This is a genomic window from Proteus terrae (genome assembly GCF_003144325.1).
Lineage (GTDB): Bacteria > Pseudomonadota > Gammaproteobacteria > Enterobacterales > Enterobacteriaceae > Proteus > Proteus terrae.
This window is the reverse complement of sequence record NZ_PENS01000008.1, coordinates 188,403-208,727: the sequence shown is the minus strand read 5'-3', so window position 1 is coordinate 208,727 and position 20,325 is coordinate 188,403. Positions and strand designations below refer to the sequence as shown.

Below are 20,325 nucleotides of genomic sequence, written 5' to 3'. Positions count from 1 at the left end.
TGTTTTACAGGATAATAGTTGCAGATTATCTGAGTTGGCTATCTTTACTACCACGACGATTATACCCACTAAACGCATTATTCTTTTTATCGAACGCTTCTTGGCAATTTAAACAATAACGTACACCAGGAACGGCTTTTTGCCGAGCTGGAGAGATTGGCTTACCACATTCATCACAAAACTCTGCACTTTTACCTTGTGCCATTTGATTGCGAGCTCTTGCAATTGCATCATCAATGGTGGCATCTATTTGCTCTTGAACTGCACTATCATTAGCCCATCCACTTGCCATTATATTCTCCTATTTTAACAGTGAATATAAATACTATTATTAGGGCAATGGTGAAAAAATCAACAGAATAAAAGAGAAAATAGATTACGAAGATAGGGGAATAGAAATAAAAACCCCCTCATAAAGAGGGGGGAATTTCAGAGGCATAATACGTCGTTGTTATTGTTTTTGTTCTCTAATAAACAGAGAAATGATAAAGAAGAGGGCGACGAATATGATAATTAGGTTAAAGCCAACAGAAACATTATAGCTTTCTGAAACCTGACCGATTAATGAACCTGCTAACGCACCGCCCAATCCTGAAGCTACATAAATAAGTCCCATCACCGAGCCACTTTTGCTAGTTAATTTTGTGGCAACCGCTGCGGCTGTTGGAAATAGCACAGATAATGCAAAACCAAATACCATAAATAGATAAACAACATCTTGCACAAAGATACGGCTAACAATAATGGCAATAAGCGAGAACAGTGAGAATAAAATCAATGTTTTACGATCACCCAGTGCAAGGTTAATAAAGCCACCAATAAAACGACCGATAGTAAATAAGAATGCAAAACTAGAAATAACATAAGCGGCGGTTTCTGCTTTTTGTGCATTACTCATATTCCCAATATCCATAGAGGTATAGAAAATAGGGAAGAAGTTTAAGAACGCGGCTTCGGCTGCCACATATAAAGTGATAAATAAAATAACCAGCAACAGTGATTTTTGTGTCAGCAACTCTAAAAAGTCACTGAATTTCATATCGACTTGTGCGCTACTTTCTATTTTTAACGTACTTAATACTAAAATAATTACAGCAACAATAACGGCAACACCAACATAAAAGGTACGCCATGAAATAGAGTGTGAGAATAAATATTGTAAAATAAGAGGTGTAACAATCATCCCCACACCAAACATGGCGTTAGAGACGTTAAACATCATTCCTGCTTTCTCTTTATAGAAAGTTGGAATAACAGTAACGATAGAGACAAGCATTGAGCCAATCCCTAAACCAATGACCAGATAAAAGCCAAAAAATAGCATCACATTGAAAGCAAGGCTGGTTCCTGTTAAACCAACAGCCATCATTAATGAGCCAATAAACATCATGACTTTTAACCCTTTTTTATCGGTAAAATAGCCCGTTAATAAACTGGCGACTAAAAAGCCGATTTGGAAAAAGGTAATTAATGAACCTACTTGGCTCATATTTAATGAAATATCATGTTGAACTTGTTCTAGGATCAGCCCTTTTGTATTTTGAATGCCACCGAGTAAAAACATCGTGACAAACAGAAGGAAAAAGACTTTCCATTTTTGTTGTTTAGCCATAATTTGATCCTGATTTTCCGCGGTGTATTATTCTTTAATTGTGTTGTTGTTATAAGTGTTATTATTAGGTGTATTGTGTTCACCAATCGCATCAAATAATTCTTGAGTCGCCCATCCATAGCAATAATAAAGTAAGTCATCACAAGCACTCTCTTCTGCGGCAATAACGGCTTCAATTAATTGAGAGGCAGGTAAATTCCACATTTGAATACCGCTATAAATAAAGGTATTTGGCTGTGAAAGTTGGCGAACTTTATTATTTTGTTCTGCAACAAAGTGAATAGGGAAACCTTGCTGTTTAAAGGTTTCATATGAAATATCATAAGGTAATTCAAATAAGCGTTTAAACGCAGTAAATGCGCGCTCTTGGCTTTCACTATCATGAGCAAAATGATTAATTAATCCTTGAACATCCGCACCACCCCCTAATTTGTGATAAGGGAAATGTTTAAGTGTTGATGAATAACGCGTTAATTCATGATAGTTCTGACCTAAGATCCAACTGTAAGTAGGTGGCCACAAATCGAGCCATAGCGTAATTCCACCTGCCGTTTGTTTGGCATCAGACAGTAATTTCTCAACCAACTGAGTCACACTTTGTTGGCGAAATAGCTGCCATGCTTTTAACAGAGGCTCTTCTTTTAATGCGGTAGCAGGTGCTTCAAAATCCCCTTGTTTTAATGAATCCGCTAAAGCCGCAAGGCGATGCTTGATTTCATTAACGGGTAAGCCTTGTTGCGCCATTTTCTTTTCACAGTGAGGGCAAAAACAGGTAAATAATCCCGCTGGATTGACTTCTTTACCTGCCCAATCAGGGAAACGAATGCGGTCAATTAAAAAGGTGTCATAACCGTAGTTTTGTTTTAATGCTGTGAATGTCTTTTGCCATAATTGAGCAACATCAGGAGCATTAGGGCAGAGCCAATGTTCTTGTGGACGGCCTTTAAAATCGACAACCTGATTGTTTTCTACATTACCAATAAAATCGCCATTCAGAATATTTGCCCATGGAATGACTTTATATTTTCCACCATCGGTGGCTTTTTTTATCGTCATTAGTGGATCTGCACCCGCTAAAATAGTGGGATCGACCCGTTGGCTCAGACGAGGAAAATCAGTATGAGTATTGATATGTAGTGTACCTGTTCCCATAACTACACTATGAATAGGGTTATGAGGTAGATCGCCAACAGGGTAAGGGTTACGTTCAAAAATCGTATTAATTTCGACAAATAAATGCTCAACATGCTTCATACCGTCAAGGCGTTGAAGAATAGCGGGCATGCCTTCATCTAAAATATCATGTGGGTGAAGATGTATTCCTGCCATGAGTTGCTCCCATCTCGTTTAAAGACTTTTTTATTAGGGTTATCTCAATTGGATCTCGGGCATAAATTGAATTGATGGATAAACCGTGGCTAAGGCGAGAATAGCAATGCCATAAAGCGGGCCTTTTTCCCATAATTCAGAAAGCTCGATATTCACTTTGGTGTTAGCAAATAAATGTCTATCTAGATTTGCCTGAACACGCGGTAAAAAGGTGTCAGCAGAGCGGGTGATCCCGCCTGTTAATACCACTTTTTCCAAATTTGCAATGGCGACTAAATTCATAATGCCGATAGCAAGATAATCAGCCATTTCTTCAACTAAGGATTGAGCAAGCGGATCACCTTGTTGTGAGGCTTGAATAATCTCAATTGCACTAAGATTTTCCCCTCGTAAGTTTGCCACTCGCTCACTTAAACCTGAGCCAGAGCAGAAACTCTCAAAGCATCCTTTATTACGCCAATTGCGAAAGAGATGGTCACGAGCAAACATCATATAGCCGATTTCACCAGCTGCATTGTTTGCGCCACGGATAACTTTTCCATCCATTAGCAAAGCGGAGCCTAACCCTGTGCCGATCCCAATCAGCGCACAACTGTGTGTATGACGGCAACGGCCTTTCCACATTTCACCGACAAGTGCTGCACGAATATCATTTTCGAGTACAACGGGTACATTGAGTTTTTCTGTAAGCTGTTGTGCTAGAGGTAAATTATCCCACTGAGGTAAGTTAGGGGAGCCTTCTAGGACAACACCATTTTTGATATCGATGATCCCTGGTGTGGCGACACCGATAACATTGATCTTCTGACGGTCTACACCGCTTTTCTCGATCACATTTTCAATACTTTGTGCAAATTGCGTAATAAAGTAATCACGATCGACAGTGTCAAAGGTAGGCTCTTGATATTCATACAACAATTCAGCATCTAAGTTAAAAACCGCATAAGCGATTTTGGTTCCACCTAAGTCAATACTGACACCTAAACTGTGTTGAGGATCGAAGTTAACTAAAATACCTTTTCTGCCTTGTCCTGCTGGTGAACTGACACCGCTCTCATAAACGATTTTTTCTTCAAGGAGATCGTTAATAATTTCAGACACCGTCGCTTTTGTAATTCCGCTAATTTTGGCTATCTGAGCCCGTGACAAAGGACCTTGATGACGAATGACATTTAATACAAGCGAGGCATTCATTTGCCGTAATGTATTGGGTACGTTCGGTGTCACGTTACTACTCCATTTGTTTAGAAACAAAACTAAAAGATGTTTTTTTTATATAAAATCGTCTGTGCTTGATAGTTATGCACCGTTTTATTTACTTTGTAAAGTATAAAGCGACTAATTAGTTTAGAAACCATCCCAAATGCGTTTGTGATCACAATTTGATGAGCCTGATTTGCACAATGAGATCGTCCAAAAGATCTTCAATGTATATATTTGTTGCACATATTCTTAGGGCAATAAAACGACTAGAATGAAATCAATATCTATTGAACTAAAGAGAAAATTAGCATGAAAAAAGGAATGTTATTAAAAGGGTTAATAGGAATGTTATTGCTATTCCCACTGTATTCACAGGCAGTAACATTAAGCGGTTATCTTGAGGTAAAACGATTATTAGCTTTAGATCATCCTTCTAATAAACAACTAGAATCAGTGACACAAGCGTATTTAAACGGTATTGCGAATGGATTTAATTTTTATGCTGTTGCCGTAAAAATTGAGAATCAAAATAACGATGATTTTCGACCTCTTTATTGTCCGCCTCCGAAAGTAGAACAAAATGGCGATTTTATGGTTAAGCACATCGATGCTTATTTAGATAAAAATCCTGAAGTGAAGAAAAAACAAAAAGAAACGCCGTTGGAGTTAATTTATATATTGGCATTACAAGATGCCTATCCTTGCCATGCTGATGGAAGTCTCTAAACGAAAAATAGCCACAGTCCCTGTGGCTAAAATGATTTTGGTGTGCTCTTTTTCTTGTTATTTACTTCAGGTTGCCTCTCTCATAAGCCCCTTGATGGAAGACACTCAAGCCGTTGCTACTTCAACTTGTTTTACAGGAACAAGATGGCAACAATCGCTTTCACCGGTTTTTTCAAAGGTTGATAAACGGGTGATTAAGAGTGAATTCATGTCTGTCAATAATCCCTCTGCATGCAGTTTTTGCATGATACTTTCATCACAGTCATTGTTGTTTTGACGTTGATAAGCCACAGGTGTTACACCACGCAAGACAGTCAGTTGGCCAGCAAGTGCAGGATTATCTGTTAATGCGTATACGTTGTTGTTTGGCATAAAGCGTGACAATAAGGTCACTGATTTGCCGTTTTCTGTTAATGCCGCAACGCTTAAATGCTTGTCGTCATGAAAAGCTGTTGTGACAGCAGCTAGCGCAATCCAACGACCAGTTTGTGAATAGTAAGACGGTGATTGCCAAGGATTTTCAGCATTAGCCGCAAAAGAGCGCTCTGCGCCTTCAGCTACGCGTGCCATTGCACTAACAGCTTCCACTGGATATTTCCCTGCCGCCGTTTCAGCTGACAACATGACGGCATCTGTTCCATCACCAACCGCATTCGCAATATCCATAACTTCTGCACGAGTTGGCATTGGGCTTTCAATCATTGATTCCATCATTTGGGTTGCCGTGATCACAGGGCAGCCTAATGCGCGACAGCGTGCAATCAATTGTTTTTGTGCACCCGGTAAGCTGGCATCACCAATTTCTACAGCTAAATCGCCTCGTGCCACCATAATGACGTCAGATGCTTTAATGATGTCATCCATGTTTTCTTCACAAGAAACCACTTCTGCACGTTCAACTTTAGCAACGATTTTGGCGTGACTTCCTGCTGCAATCACTAAACCACGGGCATATTCAATATCTGCACCATTACGCGGGAATGAAACAGCGATATAGTCTGCTTGAATAGCGGCTGCTGTGTGTATGTCTTGCTTATCTTTGTCTGTTAATGCAGGTGCAGATAAACCACCACCGAGTAAGTTAATACCTTTACGGTTAGATAATTTTCCACCAACAGTAACGACAGTCTCTATTTTATTATTATTGACGGCGCTGACTTGTAATTGAATATTGCCATCATCAAGTAACAGAATATTCCCTGGTGTGACTTCTTGAACAAGTTGTGGGTAGTCCAAACCAACTTGTTGCTCGTCGCCTAATGTGCTGTCTAAATCTGCATTTAGAATAAAGCTATCGCCTTGTTTTAATTGAATTGAATCATTTTTAAAGTTAGCGATACGAATTTTTGGGCCTTGCAGGTCTGCTAAGATCCCGATAAATACACGATGTTTTTCTGCGACCTGACGGATAGTTGCGGCAGTGGCCTGATGCTGTTCGCGAGTGCCATGTGAAAAGTTTAAACGAAATACGTTAGCACCTGCCATAATCAGCTTTTCAATCATCTGTTCTGAACAGCTAGCTGGGCCAAGAGTCGCAACAATTTTTGTCTTACGCATAATGACATTCTCTTTTTAAAGAGGGATACCCAACGGTATCCCTTGATGACAACTTAATTAATTCATTAATCCATGGTAACTTTTTTCGCATTCCAGACTAGCGTCGCTAAAATCATGGAAACGATGGCAGAACCTATCCAGAAATACTGTACTGTGGTGAAGTCGTAATTAGTGATATCACCCACTTGAGTTACTTTAATCAATGATGCTGAAATCAGTTCTTGAGCGGATGCTGCAATGTAAGCGAACAGTCCGATAAAGCCTTTTACTGCACCTACTGCGTTTTTCGGCATCAGGTCACAAGCGGTTAAGCCTGCTAAGAACACAACCAGACCACCCATTGCAAAACCAACCATACTTAATGCAACAGCATCCATAACACGGCTTTGTGGGCCCCAGAACATCAGTGCAAAACCAGCGATGTTGGCGATACCGTAAATCAGTGTTGGAATATGACGGTTAGCGTTGAACAGTTTGTCAGAAGCCATACCCGCTAAGATTGCACCGAAGAAACCCGCGATTGGATAAGTTGACATTGCGAAACCCGCATCAATCAGTGAGTAACCTTTTGAACCTTGTAGGTAAAGAACGGCCCATGAACTGATTGCGTAGCGAGAGATATACATAGCCGCACATGCTGCTGCGATGATCCACACTGTTGGTTGTTTTAATACGAATAACTGAGCGCGACGAGTTTCTTTAGGATCACTTGATTTAACCGCTTCTGACTCTTCGCCATACGCAGTTGCTGGATCAGGCAAGCCATAAGTACGAGGACGGTCTTTTAAGATCATCAGTAAGATGATACCCGCAGCAATACCTGCGATACCTGCACCGATAAAACCTGCACGCCAGCCGAAGAAGCTCACTATGGTTGCAGTCAAGACCCATGTAATTGCTTCACCAATATTACGCGAGCCACCCCAGATGGAATAAACCGTACCGCGCTGTTTTGGTGAGAACCACTGGAAGATAGAGACACAAGAAGGTGCTGAACCAACAGATTGGAACCAACCGTTAATACCCCATAACAGGATAAAGAATAGGCTCGCCGTTGACATTCCCATGAAGATACAAACAAAGGATGAGGCAATTAACGAGATGGACATAAAGCGTCCAATATTGGCATAATCTGACAAGAAGCCGTTAGAGAACTTACCAAATGCATAGGTAAAGAAGAACGCAGAACCCATTAAACCAAGTTCAGCGGTGGTTACGATACCTGCATCCAGCATAGGTTTTTTCACCACACCGAGTGCCATACGAACCACATAGAACATGGCATAACCAAGAACAAGACCAAAGAAGACCTGCCATTGGTGCTTTTTATATATTGCGCGGATCTTTTCACTTGACGCTTCTATTAGCGGCAGATCCTTTCTGGTTTTAAAGAAACTTAGCATAGAGATGACTCCGAATATTATTCATGTCTGAAGCTGATTTTGGTTTTCAGAGCTGATGCTATTCATTTGGGTCATCTTGGTGCAAAAGAAGGAATTTGAGTCATCGATGACACATTCTGCTGAATCGGTGAGTCAAATTTGTAACATCGCTATTAGGTGTTGGTTTGAAAATGAGTGAAGATATCGTCGTATCATTATTGTAAATGGGTCATTAAGGACTCATTAGCTCAAAATAATAAATATTGCTAAATATCAGAAGTTTGAAGTTCGACACATTTTTATGTTTATTCAAAACAAAATCAGGGGTATGTCATGAGAATAAAAATAACACTAAGCCTCGTCTGTTTATTGTTTAGTTGGCTGTTTATCACACCAGTACGTAGTGATGAGCAGCCACTTGTTATACTGACGACACTTTCAGATACACCAATGCGACCACTCACTGAGGCCTTTAGTGCGCGTTATCCAGATACTAAGGTGCAAGTGGTTTATCGCCGTGTCGCGATTGCGACACGGATGATGAAACAATATCCCACACAGCCTGTTGATATTGTGATGTCGTCATCGGCTAATTTTTTCCATCATCTAGATAGAGAAGGGCTACTAACACGATTACCTGTCAAGTATGAAACGCCAAAATGGTTAATGCGCCATAGTGATATCTTAAACGATAAGATAACCACGGTTGGCTATTCCGGTATTGGCATTATGAGTAATACGCAATATCTACAAAAACTCGGTATTCCGGCACCTAAAAGTTGGGTTGATTTAAGTGATCCTATTTATCAAGGACATTTAACCATGACGACGCCGGCAAACTCCGGCACGATGCAATTGATGGTGGAAAATGTGCTACAAGAGTATGGCTGGGAGCGTGGATGGCAGATCTTACTTGAAACCAGTGGCAATCTTTCTTCCATTTCGGCACGTAGTTCACGTGTTAGTGATGCTATTGCCAGAGGCATTGTCGGTGCTGGGCCAATTATTGATAACTACGCTTTTAACCATCAAAAACGTTTTGATTTTGTCGAGTTTAGCTATTTTGATAAGTCGATTATTTTACCGGCTTATGTCGCGATTGTGGCAGAAAGCAGTAAAAGAGACACAGCCGCCAAATTTATCGCCTTTCTTTTATCGGATGAAGGACAAGAGATCATTTATAAAAGTGATATGGCAAAGATCCCATTAAGTAAAGAGATCTTACGTAATAACGATGAACTTGCTAATAACACGGAATTTATTTTAAACAGCAATGAAGCTTATCGTCGTAGTGAAGTCGTTAATGCGTTATTTGATCAAATGATCACCCATAACTTCCCATTAATGCGCCAAGTTTGGAATGATATCCATGAAGCAGAAAAACAAGAAAATAAAACCCCAGAACGCATTTCTGCGATTAGTAAAGCTCGAAAAATAGCAAGTTCGGTACTTATTAGCGAAAAAGAGGCTAATTCACCAACATTACAAGCATTATTTATGAAAGAAGCCGATCAGCGAGAGTACTCTGATCAAGCGTTAGCTGTGTTGTATCAATGGCGTACATTAGAAGCTGAAAAGCTTGAACAAGCATTGGTTTTATTGAAAGAGACAAAATCACCCTAACCGCCTTGTGGTTCAAATATACAGCAGGAAGCGCTGTTTTTATGAAAGGTATTACGGATGAAATTATTAGTGCCTAAACAATTTGGCAAACTAGGTAGACGCCTGTATATGGCGTTTATCTTTAGTTCTTTACTCACCTTATTGATTGGTGTGGTTATCTTTTTTATGTGGGGAAAACTGGCGACACAAATTAATGCGTCTGTGGGCGAATCTCTACCGATGTTAACCACCAGCTACAACATGGAGCGTTATAGCACCAATTTACAAATGCTATTAAAAGAGCGAGAGCAGACACAGAGAAAATCAGTTTCAGAGCAACAACAACAGGAAATTCATCAGTTATTAGATAATTTGCGAGAGTTTCCTATAGAGCAAAAACCACAACGTGATTTTTATACTCAGCTTGTCGATGAGCTTTCAGAACTTATTAATAAACAAGATGTGTTACTGGATAAGCGGCGTGAATTAGAGAATCGCCTTGCTCAATTATTAGGGCAATTAGCGTGGATGCATGACGCCGTTGGCGAAGATATTAAACCACTACTTAATGAAATTGAGTGGCATGTCAGCCAAATGATTAATGAGAAAAATGTACAGGAAAATAGCTTACAGTTGTTATTAGAATCGACACTGTTACAAGAATTATTTACCACAGAAAATGAGTTAATCAGTTTAGTTGAGGAAATTGCGCATCAACGTTATAGCCGTGATATTGATGTCGCTTTCCACTATATTAGCGTTAAAATTGATGAAATTATCGCTTTAAATCAGAAGCTAAAAAGCTACCCGTCAACTATTGCTCATCGTCAGGTATTACAAGAAATTATTGCCATTACTCGCTATGACGGTGATATTTATCAGACACTGATTGATGATGTAGAAAACGAGAAAAAGCTCAAAGCATTAACCCCTGAATTAAATGAAAAATTATCACAATTTGATAATGCGGTAAGAGGCAATGTTTTGGCCACCAGTGAAGCGCTAAACAAGCTTAATGATAATACTCGCAAGCTAATGGCAACAGGAAAAATCGTTATTGTTGTGATTATTATTGCATCACTATTGCTGAGTATTATTGTGATGAAAATTTTGATTGATAGAAGACTTATCGCAAGATTGAATAAACTCAGTGATGACTTAGCGCATGTTGCCAAAGGTAATTTAACGGAGCCTGTACTGATTGAAGGGCAAGATGAAATTGGTTTGTTGAGTCGGCGGCTTCGCCGATTTTGGCGTCAAATGAAAGAAGTTGAAACCAGTAATGCGTTAAATCTTATCAATAATACTGATGCGAGTTTAATTACCTGTCACCACGATGGCAGAATGGAAACTGTTAATCCAAGTGCTGCAACGTTATTAGGAACAGGAAAAGAGCAAAGTAATAAACCACTTTGGTTACTGTTTAGTGGTGAGGCGAGCACAATGCTTAAAGCGCAATTTAGCTCAAGCAGCCAGCTTTATCGCTTAGGGCAAAGCGAATGCACTATTCGCATGGTAAAAGCAGGTGAGCCTCATTTCTTACAATTTAATATTCGTGAATATCCGCATAAAGATGAGCATAAATATATTGTAACTATCACAGATATTACGCGCCAAGAGTTAAGTCGATTAGAGCTTCAACGGTTGGTGGCATTAAAAACACAAGATTTGCAGGACAAAAATCAGCAATTAAATGAAGAGATGTTGCGCCGTGAACAGGCACAAAAACACTTAATTCAGACACAAGAAGAGCTAGTTCAAGCGGCTAAAATGGCAGTCGTAGGGCAGGCGATGACCAGTCTTGCGCATGAACTTAATCAGCCACTTTCTGCAATTAACACTTATCTGTACAGTGCAAAACTGACTATACAGATGGGAAAATACGATCAATTACCTGATTCTATCGAACGTATTGAAAAGCTGTGCGCACGAATGAATCGAATTATTACGGCATTACGTAATTTCTCACGTAAATCTTCGTCTGAAATTAGCTTTGTTTCGGCGCCATTAAAAGAGTTGGTAGATAGTGCGATGGTGCTGGTGGAGTCTCGTTCTAAACGAGAGCAATGCATCATTACGAATAATATTCCTGATGAATTCACCATTTGTGCAGACCCGACACAAATTGAGCAAGTCTTGGTTAATTTGTTTGTTAATGCGATGGATGCCATTGCAGGTGTTGGTGAAAGTCAGATCACGATTGATCTTTTATCTGTTGATTCTAAACGAAAATTAGTGGGGATCGCCGACAATGGAAAAGGGTTTAATTCAGCCGTTTTACCAAAACTATTTACCCCATTTACAACCACAAAAGATGTGGGGCTTGGGTTAGGGTTATCCATTTGCCGTTCAATTATGCAACGGTTTGGTTATGAAATTTACTTGGCCTCTACATTAAATGGTGGCGCCATGGTTGTTTTGGAGTTTACAGATGACACAATCACACATGCCTGATATCGACGTTTTATTAATTGATGACGATGAAGATATTCTTGAATCTTATCGTCATTTACTCAATCTTGCGGGAATGGTTGCCCGAGTAACTGACTCGCCAGAAAAAGCATTAAGCCTTTTAACCCCAGCTTGGCAGGGGGCCGTTGTTCTTGATATCTATATGCCAGCAATGAATGGTATGGAAGTTTTAGAGCGCATTAAACAAATTGACGCTCGCATTCCAGTTATCATGATCACAGGACATGGCGATATACCGTTAGCAGTAGAAGCGGTAAAAAAAGGTGCTTATGATTTTATTGAAAAACCGATTAATCCACCTGTTTTCTTAGAGCTAGTGGCAAAAGCGCATAAAGAGCGTCAATCTATACTTTCTCTTAGAAATGCCGTAATAAGTACCACACAAGAGCGACTAGTCGGAGATAGTGCACAAATCACCGCGATCAGAGAGCAAGTGCAACAAATTGCCGATATCGATAAAGACTTAATGATAGAAGGTGAGATGGGAACAGGGCGTCATCTTCTCGCTCAACTATTGCATGAATTAAGTCCGCATAGCGATAAAGCGATTCAAACTGTGGATTGCCAGAATTTATCTGATATCAAACAGGTTATTGCTCAAATTGAAGCTGATGAAATAGGAACGCTGATTTTGCGTTCTCCTTATGATTTATCTTCAGAAGCACAACGCTGGTTAAGTTCTTATCTGTTAGATATGGAGCGCCAAGGAAAGCGCCATTTTAGAACAATTGCAATTTTAGAAAATAATACACAGCAATTGGTAACAGAAGGGCGATTAATTCCTGAATTCTATTACTATTTTTCACAAATCACTTTTTCATTGCCTCCATTAAGTGCAAGACGCCCTGATATTATTCCGTTATTTAGAGCTTTTTTACGGCAAAGCGCACAGCGACTTGGCATTGCAGTACCAAAAATTGATCGTAATTATCTTGATATTTTAAAGCGTTACGATTGGCCGGGTAATATTCGTGAGCTACGAAATGTCGCTGAATTATATGCGGTAGGCATTGTGAAAATGGTGGATAGTGAACAACATCGAGCCATTATTCCACCAGAAGGCCCTTTAGATAATTTAGTTGATGAATATGAACGTCGGTTAATTGAAGACGCATTATATTTATTTGCAGGCCGGGTGAGTGATGTGGCGGATTACTTAGGTATTCCACGTAAGAAGCTGTATTTACGAATGAAAAAACATGATCTCGATAAAGATAGCTATAAACCGAAGGTTTGATTTACACGCTATTAAATAACAAAGAAGCGCCATACTGGCGCTCTTTCACGGTTTTTTTTAAGTCATAGCATTTGAACTATCTTGCTGCTAAAGTCACAAAGTCACCTGACCATTTACTGGTAAATTCAATACGTAATACACCTTCCCATAAACCTTCAGGTAAGGATGTTGTTGGTTGTGTGCCATTTATCACATTAAAGAGAAATGCGCTTTGAAGGCTTTTTAGCTCACTTTTTTCTGCTGCTTTATTTTCAACCACCAGCCCTTTGTTTATTCCTTTTTGATTATCAAGAATAACGGTTTCTTGATGGTTTGATAGTGTTTTACCGTTCCAGTCTGTTTTGACCGTTAACACTGAATTATCAGCAGAATTTCTAAGCTCATTACTGATTACTTTTGACGTTAATTTAAAGTCTGTCGCGCCTTCAATATCTTTAACAGTGATATCGAATGTACCGTTTTGATCATTAAAACGGTTATTTTCTGTTACTTCAAAATGTAGGGCATTTAAAGGGGTTACACCTAATTCACTTTGTGGTTTTTTTACTGCGGTTGCTTGCCAACTTGCGACTGTTTGTATTGATGAGGTATTAGCAAAGGCTGCTGTTGCTGTAAAAGCTGTCATTAATAAGCTAAGTAAGACGTGATATTTTTTCATTATGTATTCCTATAGGGTCAATCGATGTTAAGAGTAATATCGGCTAGAAAGTCTTTTTCATGAGTCTATAAGTAAAATTTCGACCATCTAAAAACGACCACTCATTAGATAAATTATAGAATAAGTTGAAAAAATATTTTATTTAAAACATCGAAAAAAAATAGGAATAAAATGTAATAAAAATAGTTTTATCGTTAAAAATGTAAAATCATTTATTATCAGTTTATTATGTGTGTATTGATATCTTTTTATGATTAATATTCAAAAATTTAAAATGATAAATATGACAGAATATAAATTAATTTAATTAATTATGTATTTATAAAAATTATATATTTAACTAAGTTACATTTTCTTTCAAATGAGAGGAAATAACAGGAAAGGTTATAAATTAAGTGGAATTACTTATTTTGTAATAAAAAGGTAGCTGATTAGGCTACCTTTTTATTTTTAATTAGTATTTAGATTACTTTTTCGCGCAGTTATTCTCTAATCCAATATAACGGTCAAAAGCAATAATAAATTGTTTATGCTCTTTCTTTAGCCAAGGATGTTGATAACTTTCACCGGGTAAGAGTTGTAATATTTTGGCATTTTCTTCGTCAGAATCGCACTGATCATTTAACAGTAATCGGAAGTAGGTATTGCCAGTGTTTTTGATGGTGCCTGCAATATTATTGTGATCATAAGTGAATTTCATTTCGCGAGGGCGGATCACCATGACAGTATTTAATCCAACGGTAGGAACAACCAAAGGTTGTTTGCTGTCCTCCTGATAAGGTACTAAGTTAACTGGAGTTTCTTCAATAATAATACGGTAATAGCGCTCTTTATCGTCTTTAGCACCTTTATAAAATAATTTAAAAAACTCATGCTCATTTGGTAATAACACTTTTTGCAAAGGCGTATAAAGTATTTCGCCGTCATCTATGGGAAGCTGTTTTTCATCTTTTTCTTTTCCTCCCGGTTTTTCGATTTTATAGACATGAATTTTATAAAGATTGGTTCTGTCTGTATTATTAAGATAAGTGCGAGAGAAAAAGGTTTTATCAGATTCAAGGGTAAAAACTTCAGAACCGACATAAAGAGCATGAGCTGAAAATGTCAGTGTTGAAAGTGCTAATGTACTGATGAATTTTAATATTCTTTTCATTATATCTCTTTAATTAGCTTGTTTTAATAAATGATAATAATGAAGTCTATAATATCATCAATATAAAAAGCATCATGTGTTATGAATAATAAAACGGGTATAAACACTCAAATTATATCCGTTGCTTACTTCGTCCTATTTTTAGTGAACATCTGTTCCAGACCATTCAGCAAATACATTGACATAACCGCTGGCTTCAACGACACCAATCCAGTCTTCACCTTCCATCGAGAAAAGGGAAGTGCCTTCATTCATTGGGAATGTGAGTTGTAAATAGGTACGATAGAAGTAACCCTCTAATTGATAAGGGTAAGGCCATGTGGTTTGCATCCATAAGGCTTCTTTTAATGGAAATAGGCACATTATCGCAAGCAGTACGGGTTTTTACTTTTGAGCTACTTTCGTTGGTATAAGTTAAATAGGTTGAAAAGGGCACATTAATTTTTTTATCTCTAGAACTCAATAAACAGTAAGGCTGACCTCTTAATGTAATTTGAGATCCTTCAACCGCAGCAGTAATTTTATTGGCTTGGCGAAATATCTCGGTTGTTATGAGTTTGTTTTTTTATTTATGATAAAAGTCATTTTATTCCATAATTGATTATATTATAAAGAGTGCTCATTTAAAGAGTCTCATATTTTATCTTTATTTATAATTTATTTTTAGTTCTTATTAAGAATAAATTATCGATATTTAAATATACTGTCAAAATTGGATTGTCTAATTTTTAAATAAATTAGAGAATATAATATAACTCCTCAATTGAGATGAATCCTAGGTGTTTTTGTGTATATATTGGGTTTATCGTTTCAGCAATGTATAATAATCCATATATAACTAAAAATTTATTATAAAAAACCAATTAATGTGTATTATATGGTTTTTATGTTTGATTTACTCATTAATAGTGTTAATTATAGTGATCACCTTCTTTGCTAGGTAATAATATCTAATTAATATTAAATTTTAGATTTAAATACTTAACTTGATCTTTTAAAGATTTGTTTCATTTGATAACTATCTTTGTATTTTACTAACATTATCATTTTTCGACTTTTGACTTAATTTACGCCTTTTGCGAGTATTTAATTGCAAAATAAGTAAAAGAACATAATTTAAATTTGTTTTTTTGCTTTAAATTTTTACTCTTACTTTCTTATTAAAGTTTATTACTTATTTATATGTCTAATTAAGATGTTTTTATTAATTAAGGAATTTAATTTATAAAATATTTAAAACTGACGTTTAAAAAGTGAATACGATTAATTTATTCCATAAATTAATTTGAATATGAATGCACAAAGGATGCATTTGTAGGATATCCCCTATCTTGGTTTTATAAATAGATATCAATGGAGCTGTAAAATTTAAATTATAGAAAAGCGGTGAGGTTTTATTACCTATCGCTTGTTTCGTTCGAAGCCAAGAAATATCAATATCTTTATTTTGTATAAAGGAAATTTTATGAAATTTACTAAATTAGCTTTAGGTGTTGCGTTGTCTTTAGTTGTTGCTGCTCCTACTTTAGCTGCAGATCCAGCGGAAAGCCGTGAAGGTAAAGTGCGTTTTACTGGCTTTATCAATGATGTTCCATGTTCAATCGATGATAAAAGTTTAGATCAAACTGTTAAGTTTGGTGAAATCGCATTGCATGAACTGACCAGCAATAAATTCCGTTCAGATAGTGAAAACTTCGATATTATCCTGAAAAATTGCTCAACTGAAACTTACAAAACTGCAAAAGTATCATTTACTGGTGCAACTGTAAGTGGTTTTGATGGTTATACCGGCGAATTACTGGGCTTAGGTGGCAAAGTACAAAACGCAGGTATCGTTATCACTGACCGCGGTAATAACCCAATTACTTTTGGTCAAGGCTTTCCAGTAGCAGGCCACGCTTTAAATAATGGCGACGGCTCTACCACGACATTGCAATTCTCGGCTTACGTGAAAGGTAACGAAGCAGACGATAAGAAAGCAACAACAGGTTCTTTTGACACAGTAGCTAACTTCAAGGTTATCTACGAATAATTGTTGTTTTTTTAATAGGATGTGTGGCGCTTAAGCGCCATGCATCTCATCAATATTGTCTTCTGTTAATAATGCTGAGGATGGCATAGCAAAATGAAAAGCATGAAAATAAATAAGATCACAAAAGTAATGCTTTTATTCTTTGTTCCTTTTTCGTTGCCTATTTTTGCAGAAGAAGCAGTCGATTTTAATACCGACTTTTTAACAGATAAAGGTATTGAAAATACCGATTTTACCAAATTTTCTTACGCAAACTATATTCAGCCGGGTACTCATTTACTGGCGACCGACGTTAATAAACAAAGAGTAAGAAACGAAGAGCCTACTTTATTTTTTGCCCCAGATTACAACGCAGAATTATCCATTCCTTGTATCACTCCAGAGGTTTATCCCATTTTAGGTTTAAAGTCTGAATGGAAAAAAAAAGTCACTTGGCTAACCACTAATAATATCCAGTGCCTTGATTTTCGTTCTGTTCCTAATATGAATGCAGTGGGTGATCTCTATACCAGTATTTTAAATATCAGTATTCCTCAAGCCTTTATGGAATATCAAGATCCTAGTTGGGATCCACCTTCACGTTGGGATGATGGTATTGCAGGGTTCTTTCTTGATTACAATATGAGTAATCGCCTTATTCGATATGAAAATAATGGAAAAGGCACTGAAACGGGTACCAATATTAGTGGTGTGATGGGCATTAATATGGGTGCTTGGCGTTTTCGCTCCGATTGGCAAGCTTCTGGCGGTAATTTAAATAATAACGATAAATCATGGCGTTGGAATCAGCTTTATATCTTCCGTGCTATTCGTTCTTTGGGGGCTAAATTAACTTTAGGTGAGCAATATCTCTCGTCAGAGCTTTTTGATAGCTTCCGTTATTTAGGGGCTTCATTAGAGAGCGATAATGCGATGTTCCCACCTCGCTTACAAGGTTATGCGCCTGAAATTGCCGGGGTTGCAAGAACTAACGCCACAGTTATTGTGCGTCAAGATGGTCGTATTATTTATCAAAATGAAGTAAGTCCAGGGCCATTTAGAATTCAAGACGTCAATACATTCGGTGGTGGTACCTTAGATGTTTCTATTGAAGAACAAGATGGTTCTGTTCAAACATTTAAAGTGGAAACATCGCGTTTAGGCACACTAACAAGACCGGGACAGTTTTTATATAAGTTGGTAATGGGTAAACCCACTAAAAATGAACACGATACTGAAGGCCCGGCATTTTCCTTAGGATCTTTCTCGTGGGGGGCTGCGAATAACACCACAATTTATGGTGGGTTATTAGCTTCAACTGAATATCAAAATATTGCTTTAGGTTTAGGGCAAGATTTAGCGCCATTCGGGGTTCTCTCCTTTAATATTTCAGCTTCACGGGCTGAGATGGGAAGTAACTTTGATGATAAAACCCTATCAGGAACTTCTTATAACGTTACTTATTCAAAACAATTTGATGAAATAAATAGTCAGATTACGTTCGCGGGTTATCGCTTCTCTCAACGTGACTATTTAAGTATGACCCAGTTTTTAGATGGTCGTTATCGTGGACTTCATATTGACAGTGGTAAAGAGCTTTATACCGCAATATTTGGTACGGCTTTTCCTGAATATAATATCAATACTTACTTAAACTATTCTCGCCAAACATATTGGAATCGACCTTCAACGGATAATTATAGCTTTACGGTTTCTAGTTATTTTGATTGGGCTAACTTTAAAAATTTATCTGTTAATTTATCCGCTTATAAAGTGGAATCGAGCCATAATAATGACGAAGGAGTTTATGTGTCATTAGGTGTACCACTTGAGCGTAATGACGCTAATATTAGTTATTCTGGATCGTTTAATCGCCATAATACCAGTAACAGTGTTAGCTATTATGAACGACTTAATGATCGTAGCACGTATAATTTATCGGCAGGAACGTGGGATAGCGATAAAGTTAATCTTTCAGGTTTCTATAATTATGACGGTAATTTAGCAAAACTGACTGCAAGTGGTACTTATACCCAAAATAATCAAAGCGCATTATCAATGCAATTAATGGGTGGAATAACCGTCACTCCAGAAGGGGGAGCATTCCACCGAGTCACTTCAATAGGAAATTCACGTATATTGGTTGATACCAATAATGTTCAAGATATTCCGATTAAAACAGGTTTAACGCCAATTGAAACTAACCGACATGGTAAAGCGGTTTTAATGGGTGTGCAAAACTACTCTCGTAGCAATATCACCATCGATATTAATAACCTTCCTGAAAAAGCCGATGCCGTTCAATCGTCACAATATGCCACCTTAACCGAAGGGGCGATTGGTTATCGTAAATTTAATGTGATTGAAGGTGAGAAAGTCTTAGCCGTGATCACCATGGCTGATAAGAAATATCCTCCTTTTGGAGCTAGTGTTTATAACAAAGATAAATTAGAAGTCGGCATTATTTCAGACGAAGGCTTTGTTTATTTATCAGGTGTAAAAGCAGGTGAAACTTTAGATCTTGCTTGGAGTGGTGAAACTTGCCAATTCCAATTGCCTCAAGTACTAGAAAATAATTTAAGCAACATGTTGTTGCTTCCTTGTAAGTAATTAAATTTAAGTCAACGGTGAATGAAATGAAATATATCAACACACAAACATTAGGCGCTATCGTTACACTTTGCCTCTTTTCTCAATCCGCTTATTCCGCTATCGCATTAGATAGAACACGCGTTTTATATAATGAAGGTGAGCGCTCAGTCAGTATGGTTTTAGAAAATGAAAATGAATCTAAACCTTATTTAGCACAGTCTTGGCTTGAGAATAGTAAAGATGAAAAAATTAATTCTCCTTTTGTGGTAACACCTCCAGTTCAACGTATTGAAGCTGGTAACAAGAGCCAAATTAAAATACAGGCATTACCTGCAACTAATATGTTACCCACAGACAGAGAAAGTATTTATTACCTTAATGTTCGTGAAATTCCTCCTCGTAGTGATTCTCCCAATGTTTTGCAAATTGCATTACAGACAAAAATTAAAGTGTTTTATCGACCAAAAAGCATTGTGGCACCTAGCCGCTTAGAAGCTAATCCAATGGAAAAAGACATTTTGATTGAAAAACAAGGTGCTAATTACAATGTAAAAAACCCTTCACCTTATTATTTAACTATTACCAAAGTCAGAAAGAACAATGTCGAAGTAAAAGACTTTGAAGCGGTGATGATTGAGCCTTTTGGCCAACGTTCATTAGGGGCAAAAGTGGTTGATTTAGGTGTAACGCCAGCCATTGAATATCTTAATGATTTCGGTGGATTAGTTGAATTAACATTCCAGTGTCGTGGAGATATTTGTTCAGCAAATATCAAAGATAAGAAGGCGTAA

The 20,325-nt window shown here is 37.6% G+C and carries 16 protein-coding genes; 7 read left to right on the top strand and 9 right to left on the bottom strand.

The annotated features are described in order from the left end of the window. Positions 1-25 precede the first annotated feature (25 nt). The 4 genes from DK857_RS09890 to DK857_RS09875 form a co-directional block, all read right to left on the bottom strand. On the bottom strand, positions 26-292 hold the full coding sequence (locus tag DK857_RS09890; RefSeq protein ID WP_109402079.1) for a DksA/TraR family C4-type zinc finger protein: 267 nt from the start codon (positions 290-292) through the stop codon (positions 26-28). A gap of 159 nt (positions 293-451) precedes the next feature. Continuing rightward, on the bottom strand, positions 452-1,612 hold the full coding sequence (locus DK857_RS09885; RefSeq protein WP_109394170.1) for an MFS transporter: 1,161 nt from the start codon (positions 1,610-1,612) through the stop codon (positions 452-454). Between the two features lie 27 nt (positions 1,613-1,639). Then, positions 1,640-2,941 (bottom strand): hypothetical protein, encoded by a 1,302-nt coding sequence (locus tag DK857_RS09880; protein WP_109402078.1) that lies wholly within the window; start codon positions 2,939-2,941, stop codon positions 1,640-1,642. Positions 2,942-2,980: 39 nt separating this feature from the next. After that, entirely contained in the window at positions 2,981-4,168 is a 1,188-nt protein-coding gene (locus DK857_RS09875; RefSeq protein ID WP_227003149.1) for an ROK family transcriptional regulator, read from the bottom strand. Between the two features lie 285 nt (positions 4,169-4,453). On the opposite strand from DK857_RS09875, the gene DK857_RS09870 reads away from it, so the two are divergent. Beyond that, positions 4,454-4,870, top strand: coding sequence for a Rap1a/Tai family immunity protein (locus tag DK857_RS09870; protein ID WP_098941900.1), 417 nt, complete (start codon positions 4,454-4,456; stop codon positions 4,868-4,870). 105 nt (positions 4,871-4,975) lie between these two features. On the opposite strand, the gene pyk is transcribed toward DK857_RS09870, so the two are convergent. After that, positions 4,976-6,427, bottom strand: a complete 1,452-nt coding sequence (gene pyk / locus DK857_RS09865) for a pyruvate kinase (protein ID WP_109402077.1) — start codon at positions 6,425-6,427, stop codon at positions 4,976-4,978. 65 nt (positions 6,428-6,492) lie between these two features. After that, complete coding sequence (locus DK857_RS09860) at positions 6,493-7,830, bottom strand: MFS transporter (RefSeq protein WP_075672688.1); 1,338 nt, start codon at positions 7,828-7,830, stop codon at positions 6,493-6,495. Positions 7,831-8,142: 312 nt separating this feature from the next. Between DK857_RS09860 and DK857_RS09855 the strand changes: the two genes are divergently transcribed. The 3 genes from DK857_RS09855 to DK857_RS09845 are packed head-to-tail and all read left to right on the top strand — an operon-like array spanning position 8,143 to position 13,120. Next, the gene (locus DK857_RS09855; RefSeq protein WP_109402076.1) at positions 8,143-9,432 is read left to right on the top strand and encodes an ABC transporter substrate-binding protein; all 1,290 of its coding nucleotides are present in this window, start codon (positions 8,143-8,145) and stop codon (positions 9,430-9,432) included. A 57-nt stretch (positions 9,433-9,489) separates the two neighbouring features. After that, the gene (locus tag DK857_RS09850) at positions 9,490-11,865 is read left to right on the top strand and encodes an ATP-binding protein (protein WP_109402075.1); all 2,376 of its coding nucleotides are present in this window, start codon (positions 9,490-9,492) and stop codon (positions 11,863-11,865) included. Continuing rightward, positions 11,843-13,120, top strand: a complete 1,278-nt coding sequence (locus DK857_RS09845) for a sigma-54-dependent transcriptional regulator (protein ID WP_109394165.1) — start codon at positions 11,843-11,845, stop codon at positions 13,118-13,120. Before DK857_RS09850 ends, DK857_RS09845 begins: the two co-directional genes overlap by 23 nt. Positions 13,121-13,196: 76 nt before the next feature. Here DK857_RS09845 and DK857_RS09840 read toward each other — a convergent pair whose 3' ends face one another. From DK857_RS09840 to DK857_RS09830, 3 genes are all read right to left on the bottom strand, one after another. Next, positions 13,197-13,778: a common pilus major fimbrillin subunit EcpA gene (locus DK857_RS09840; protein ID WP_109402074.1), complete on the bottom strand. Its 582-nt coding sequence runs from the start codon at positions 13,776-13,778 to the stop codon at positions 13,197-13,199. Positions 13,779-14,244: 466 nt separating this feature from the next. Next, entirely contained in the window at positions 14,245-14,931 is a 687-nt protein-coding gene (locus DK857_RS09835; protein WP_193528595.1) for a fimbrial biogenesis chaperone, read from the bottom strand. A gap of 141 nt (positions 14,932-15,072) precedes the next feature. Continuing rightward, positions 15,073-15,261, bottom strand: a complete 189-nt coding sequence (locus tag DK857_RS09830; RefSeq protein WP_109402073.1) for a hypothetical protein — start codon at positions 15,259-15,261, stop codon at positions 15,073-15,075. Positions 15,262-16,396: 1,135 nt separating this feature from the next. On the opposite strand from DK857_RS09830, the gene DK857_RS09825 reads away from it, so the two are divergent. The 3 genes from DK857_RS09825 to DK857_RS09815 all read left to right on the top strand — a co-directional run bounded on the left by DK857_RS09825 (position 16,397) and on the right by DK857_RS09815 (position 20,325). Further along, entirely contained in the window at positions 16,397-16,963 is a 567-nt protein-coding gene (locus DK857_RS09825; RefSeq protein ID WP_075672684.1) for a fimbrial protein, read from the top strand. 93 nt (positions 16,964-17,056) lie between these two features. After that, positions 17,057-19,552: a fimbria/pilus outer membrane usher protein gene (locus DK857_RS09820; RefSeq protein WP_109402072.1), complete on the top strand. Its 2,496-nt coding sequence runs from the start codon at positions 17,057-17,059 to the stop codon at positions 19,550-19,552. Positions 19,553-19,578: 26 nt separating this feature from the next. Then, positions 19,579-20,325 carry a fimbrial biogenesis chaperone gene (locus tag DK857_RS09815; protein WP_109394160.1) on the top strand — a complete coding sequence of 249 codons (747 nt, stop codon included), beginning with the start codon at positions 19,579-19,581 and terminating at the stop codon, positions 20,323-20,325.

What these genes read in the sequence shown, in the direction of transcription:
- DK857_RS09890 (WP_109402079.1), bottom strand. Translation starts at nt 292, where the DNA reads ATGGCAAGTGGATGGGCTAATGATAGTGCAGTTCAAGAGCAAATAGAT.
- DK857_RS09885 (WP_109394170.1), bottom strand. Translation starts at nt 1,612, where the DNA reads ATGGCTAAACAACAAAAATGGAAAGTCTTTTTCCTTCTGTTTGTCACG.
- DK857_RS09880 (WP_109402078.1), bottom strand. Translation starts at nt 2,941, where the DNA reads ATGGCAGGAATACATCTTCACCCACATGATATTTTAGATGAAGGCATG.
- DK857_RS09870 (WP_098941900.1), top strand. Translation starts at nt 4,454, where the DNA reads ATGAAAAAAGGAATGTTATTAAAAGGGTTAATAGGAATGTTATTGCTA.
- pyk (WP_109402077.1), bottom strand. Translation starts at nt 6,427, where the DNA reads ATGCGTAAGACAAAAATTGTTGCGACTCTTGGCCCAGCTAGCTGTTCA.
- DK857_RS09860 (WP_075672688.1), bottom strand. Translation starts at nt 7,830, where the DNA reads ATGCTAAGTTTCTTTAAAACCAGAAAGGATCTGCCGCTAATAGAAGCG.
- DK857_RS09855 (WP_109402076.1), top strand. Translation starts at nt 8,143, where the DNA reads ATGAGAATAAAAATAACACTAAGCCTCGTCTGTTTATTGTTTAGTTGG.
- DK857_RS09850 (WP_109402075.1), top strand. Translation starts at nt 9,490, where the DNA reads ATGAAATTATTAGTGCCTAAACAATTTGGCAAACTAGGTAGACGCCTG.
- DK857_RS09845 (WP_109394165.1), top strand. Translation starts at nt 11,843, where the DNA reads ATGACACAATCACACATGCCTGATATCGACGTTTTATTAATTGATGAC.
- DK857_RS09840 (WP_109402074.1), bottom strand. Translation starts at nt 13,778, where the DNA reads ATGAAAAAATATCACGTCTTACTTAGCTTATTAATGACAGCTTTTACA.
- DK857_RS09835 (WP_193528595.1), bottom strand. Translation starts at nt 14,931, where the DNA reads ATGAAAAGAATATTAAAATTCATCAGTACATTAGCACTTTCAACACTG.
- DK857_RS09830 (WP_109402073.1), bottom strand. Translation starts at nt 15,261, where the DNA reads ATGCAAACCACATGGCCTTACCCTTATCAATTAGAGGGTTACTTCTAT.
- DK857_RS09825 (WP_075672684.1), top strand. Translation starts at nt 16,397, where the DNA reads ATGAAATTTACTAAATTAGCTTTAGGTGTTGCGTTGTCTTTAGTTGTT.
- DK857_RS09820 (WP_109402072.1), top strand. Translation starts at nt 17,057, where the DNA reads ATGAAAAGCATGAAAATAAATAAGATCACAAAAGTAATGCTTTTATTC.
- DK857_RS09815 (WP_109394160.1), top strand. Translation starts at nt 19,579, where the DNA reads ATGAAATATATCAACACACAAACATTAGGCGCTATCGTTACACTTTGC.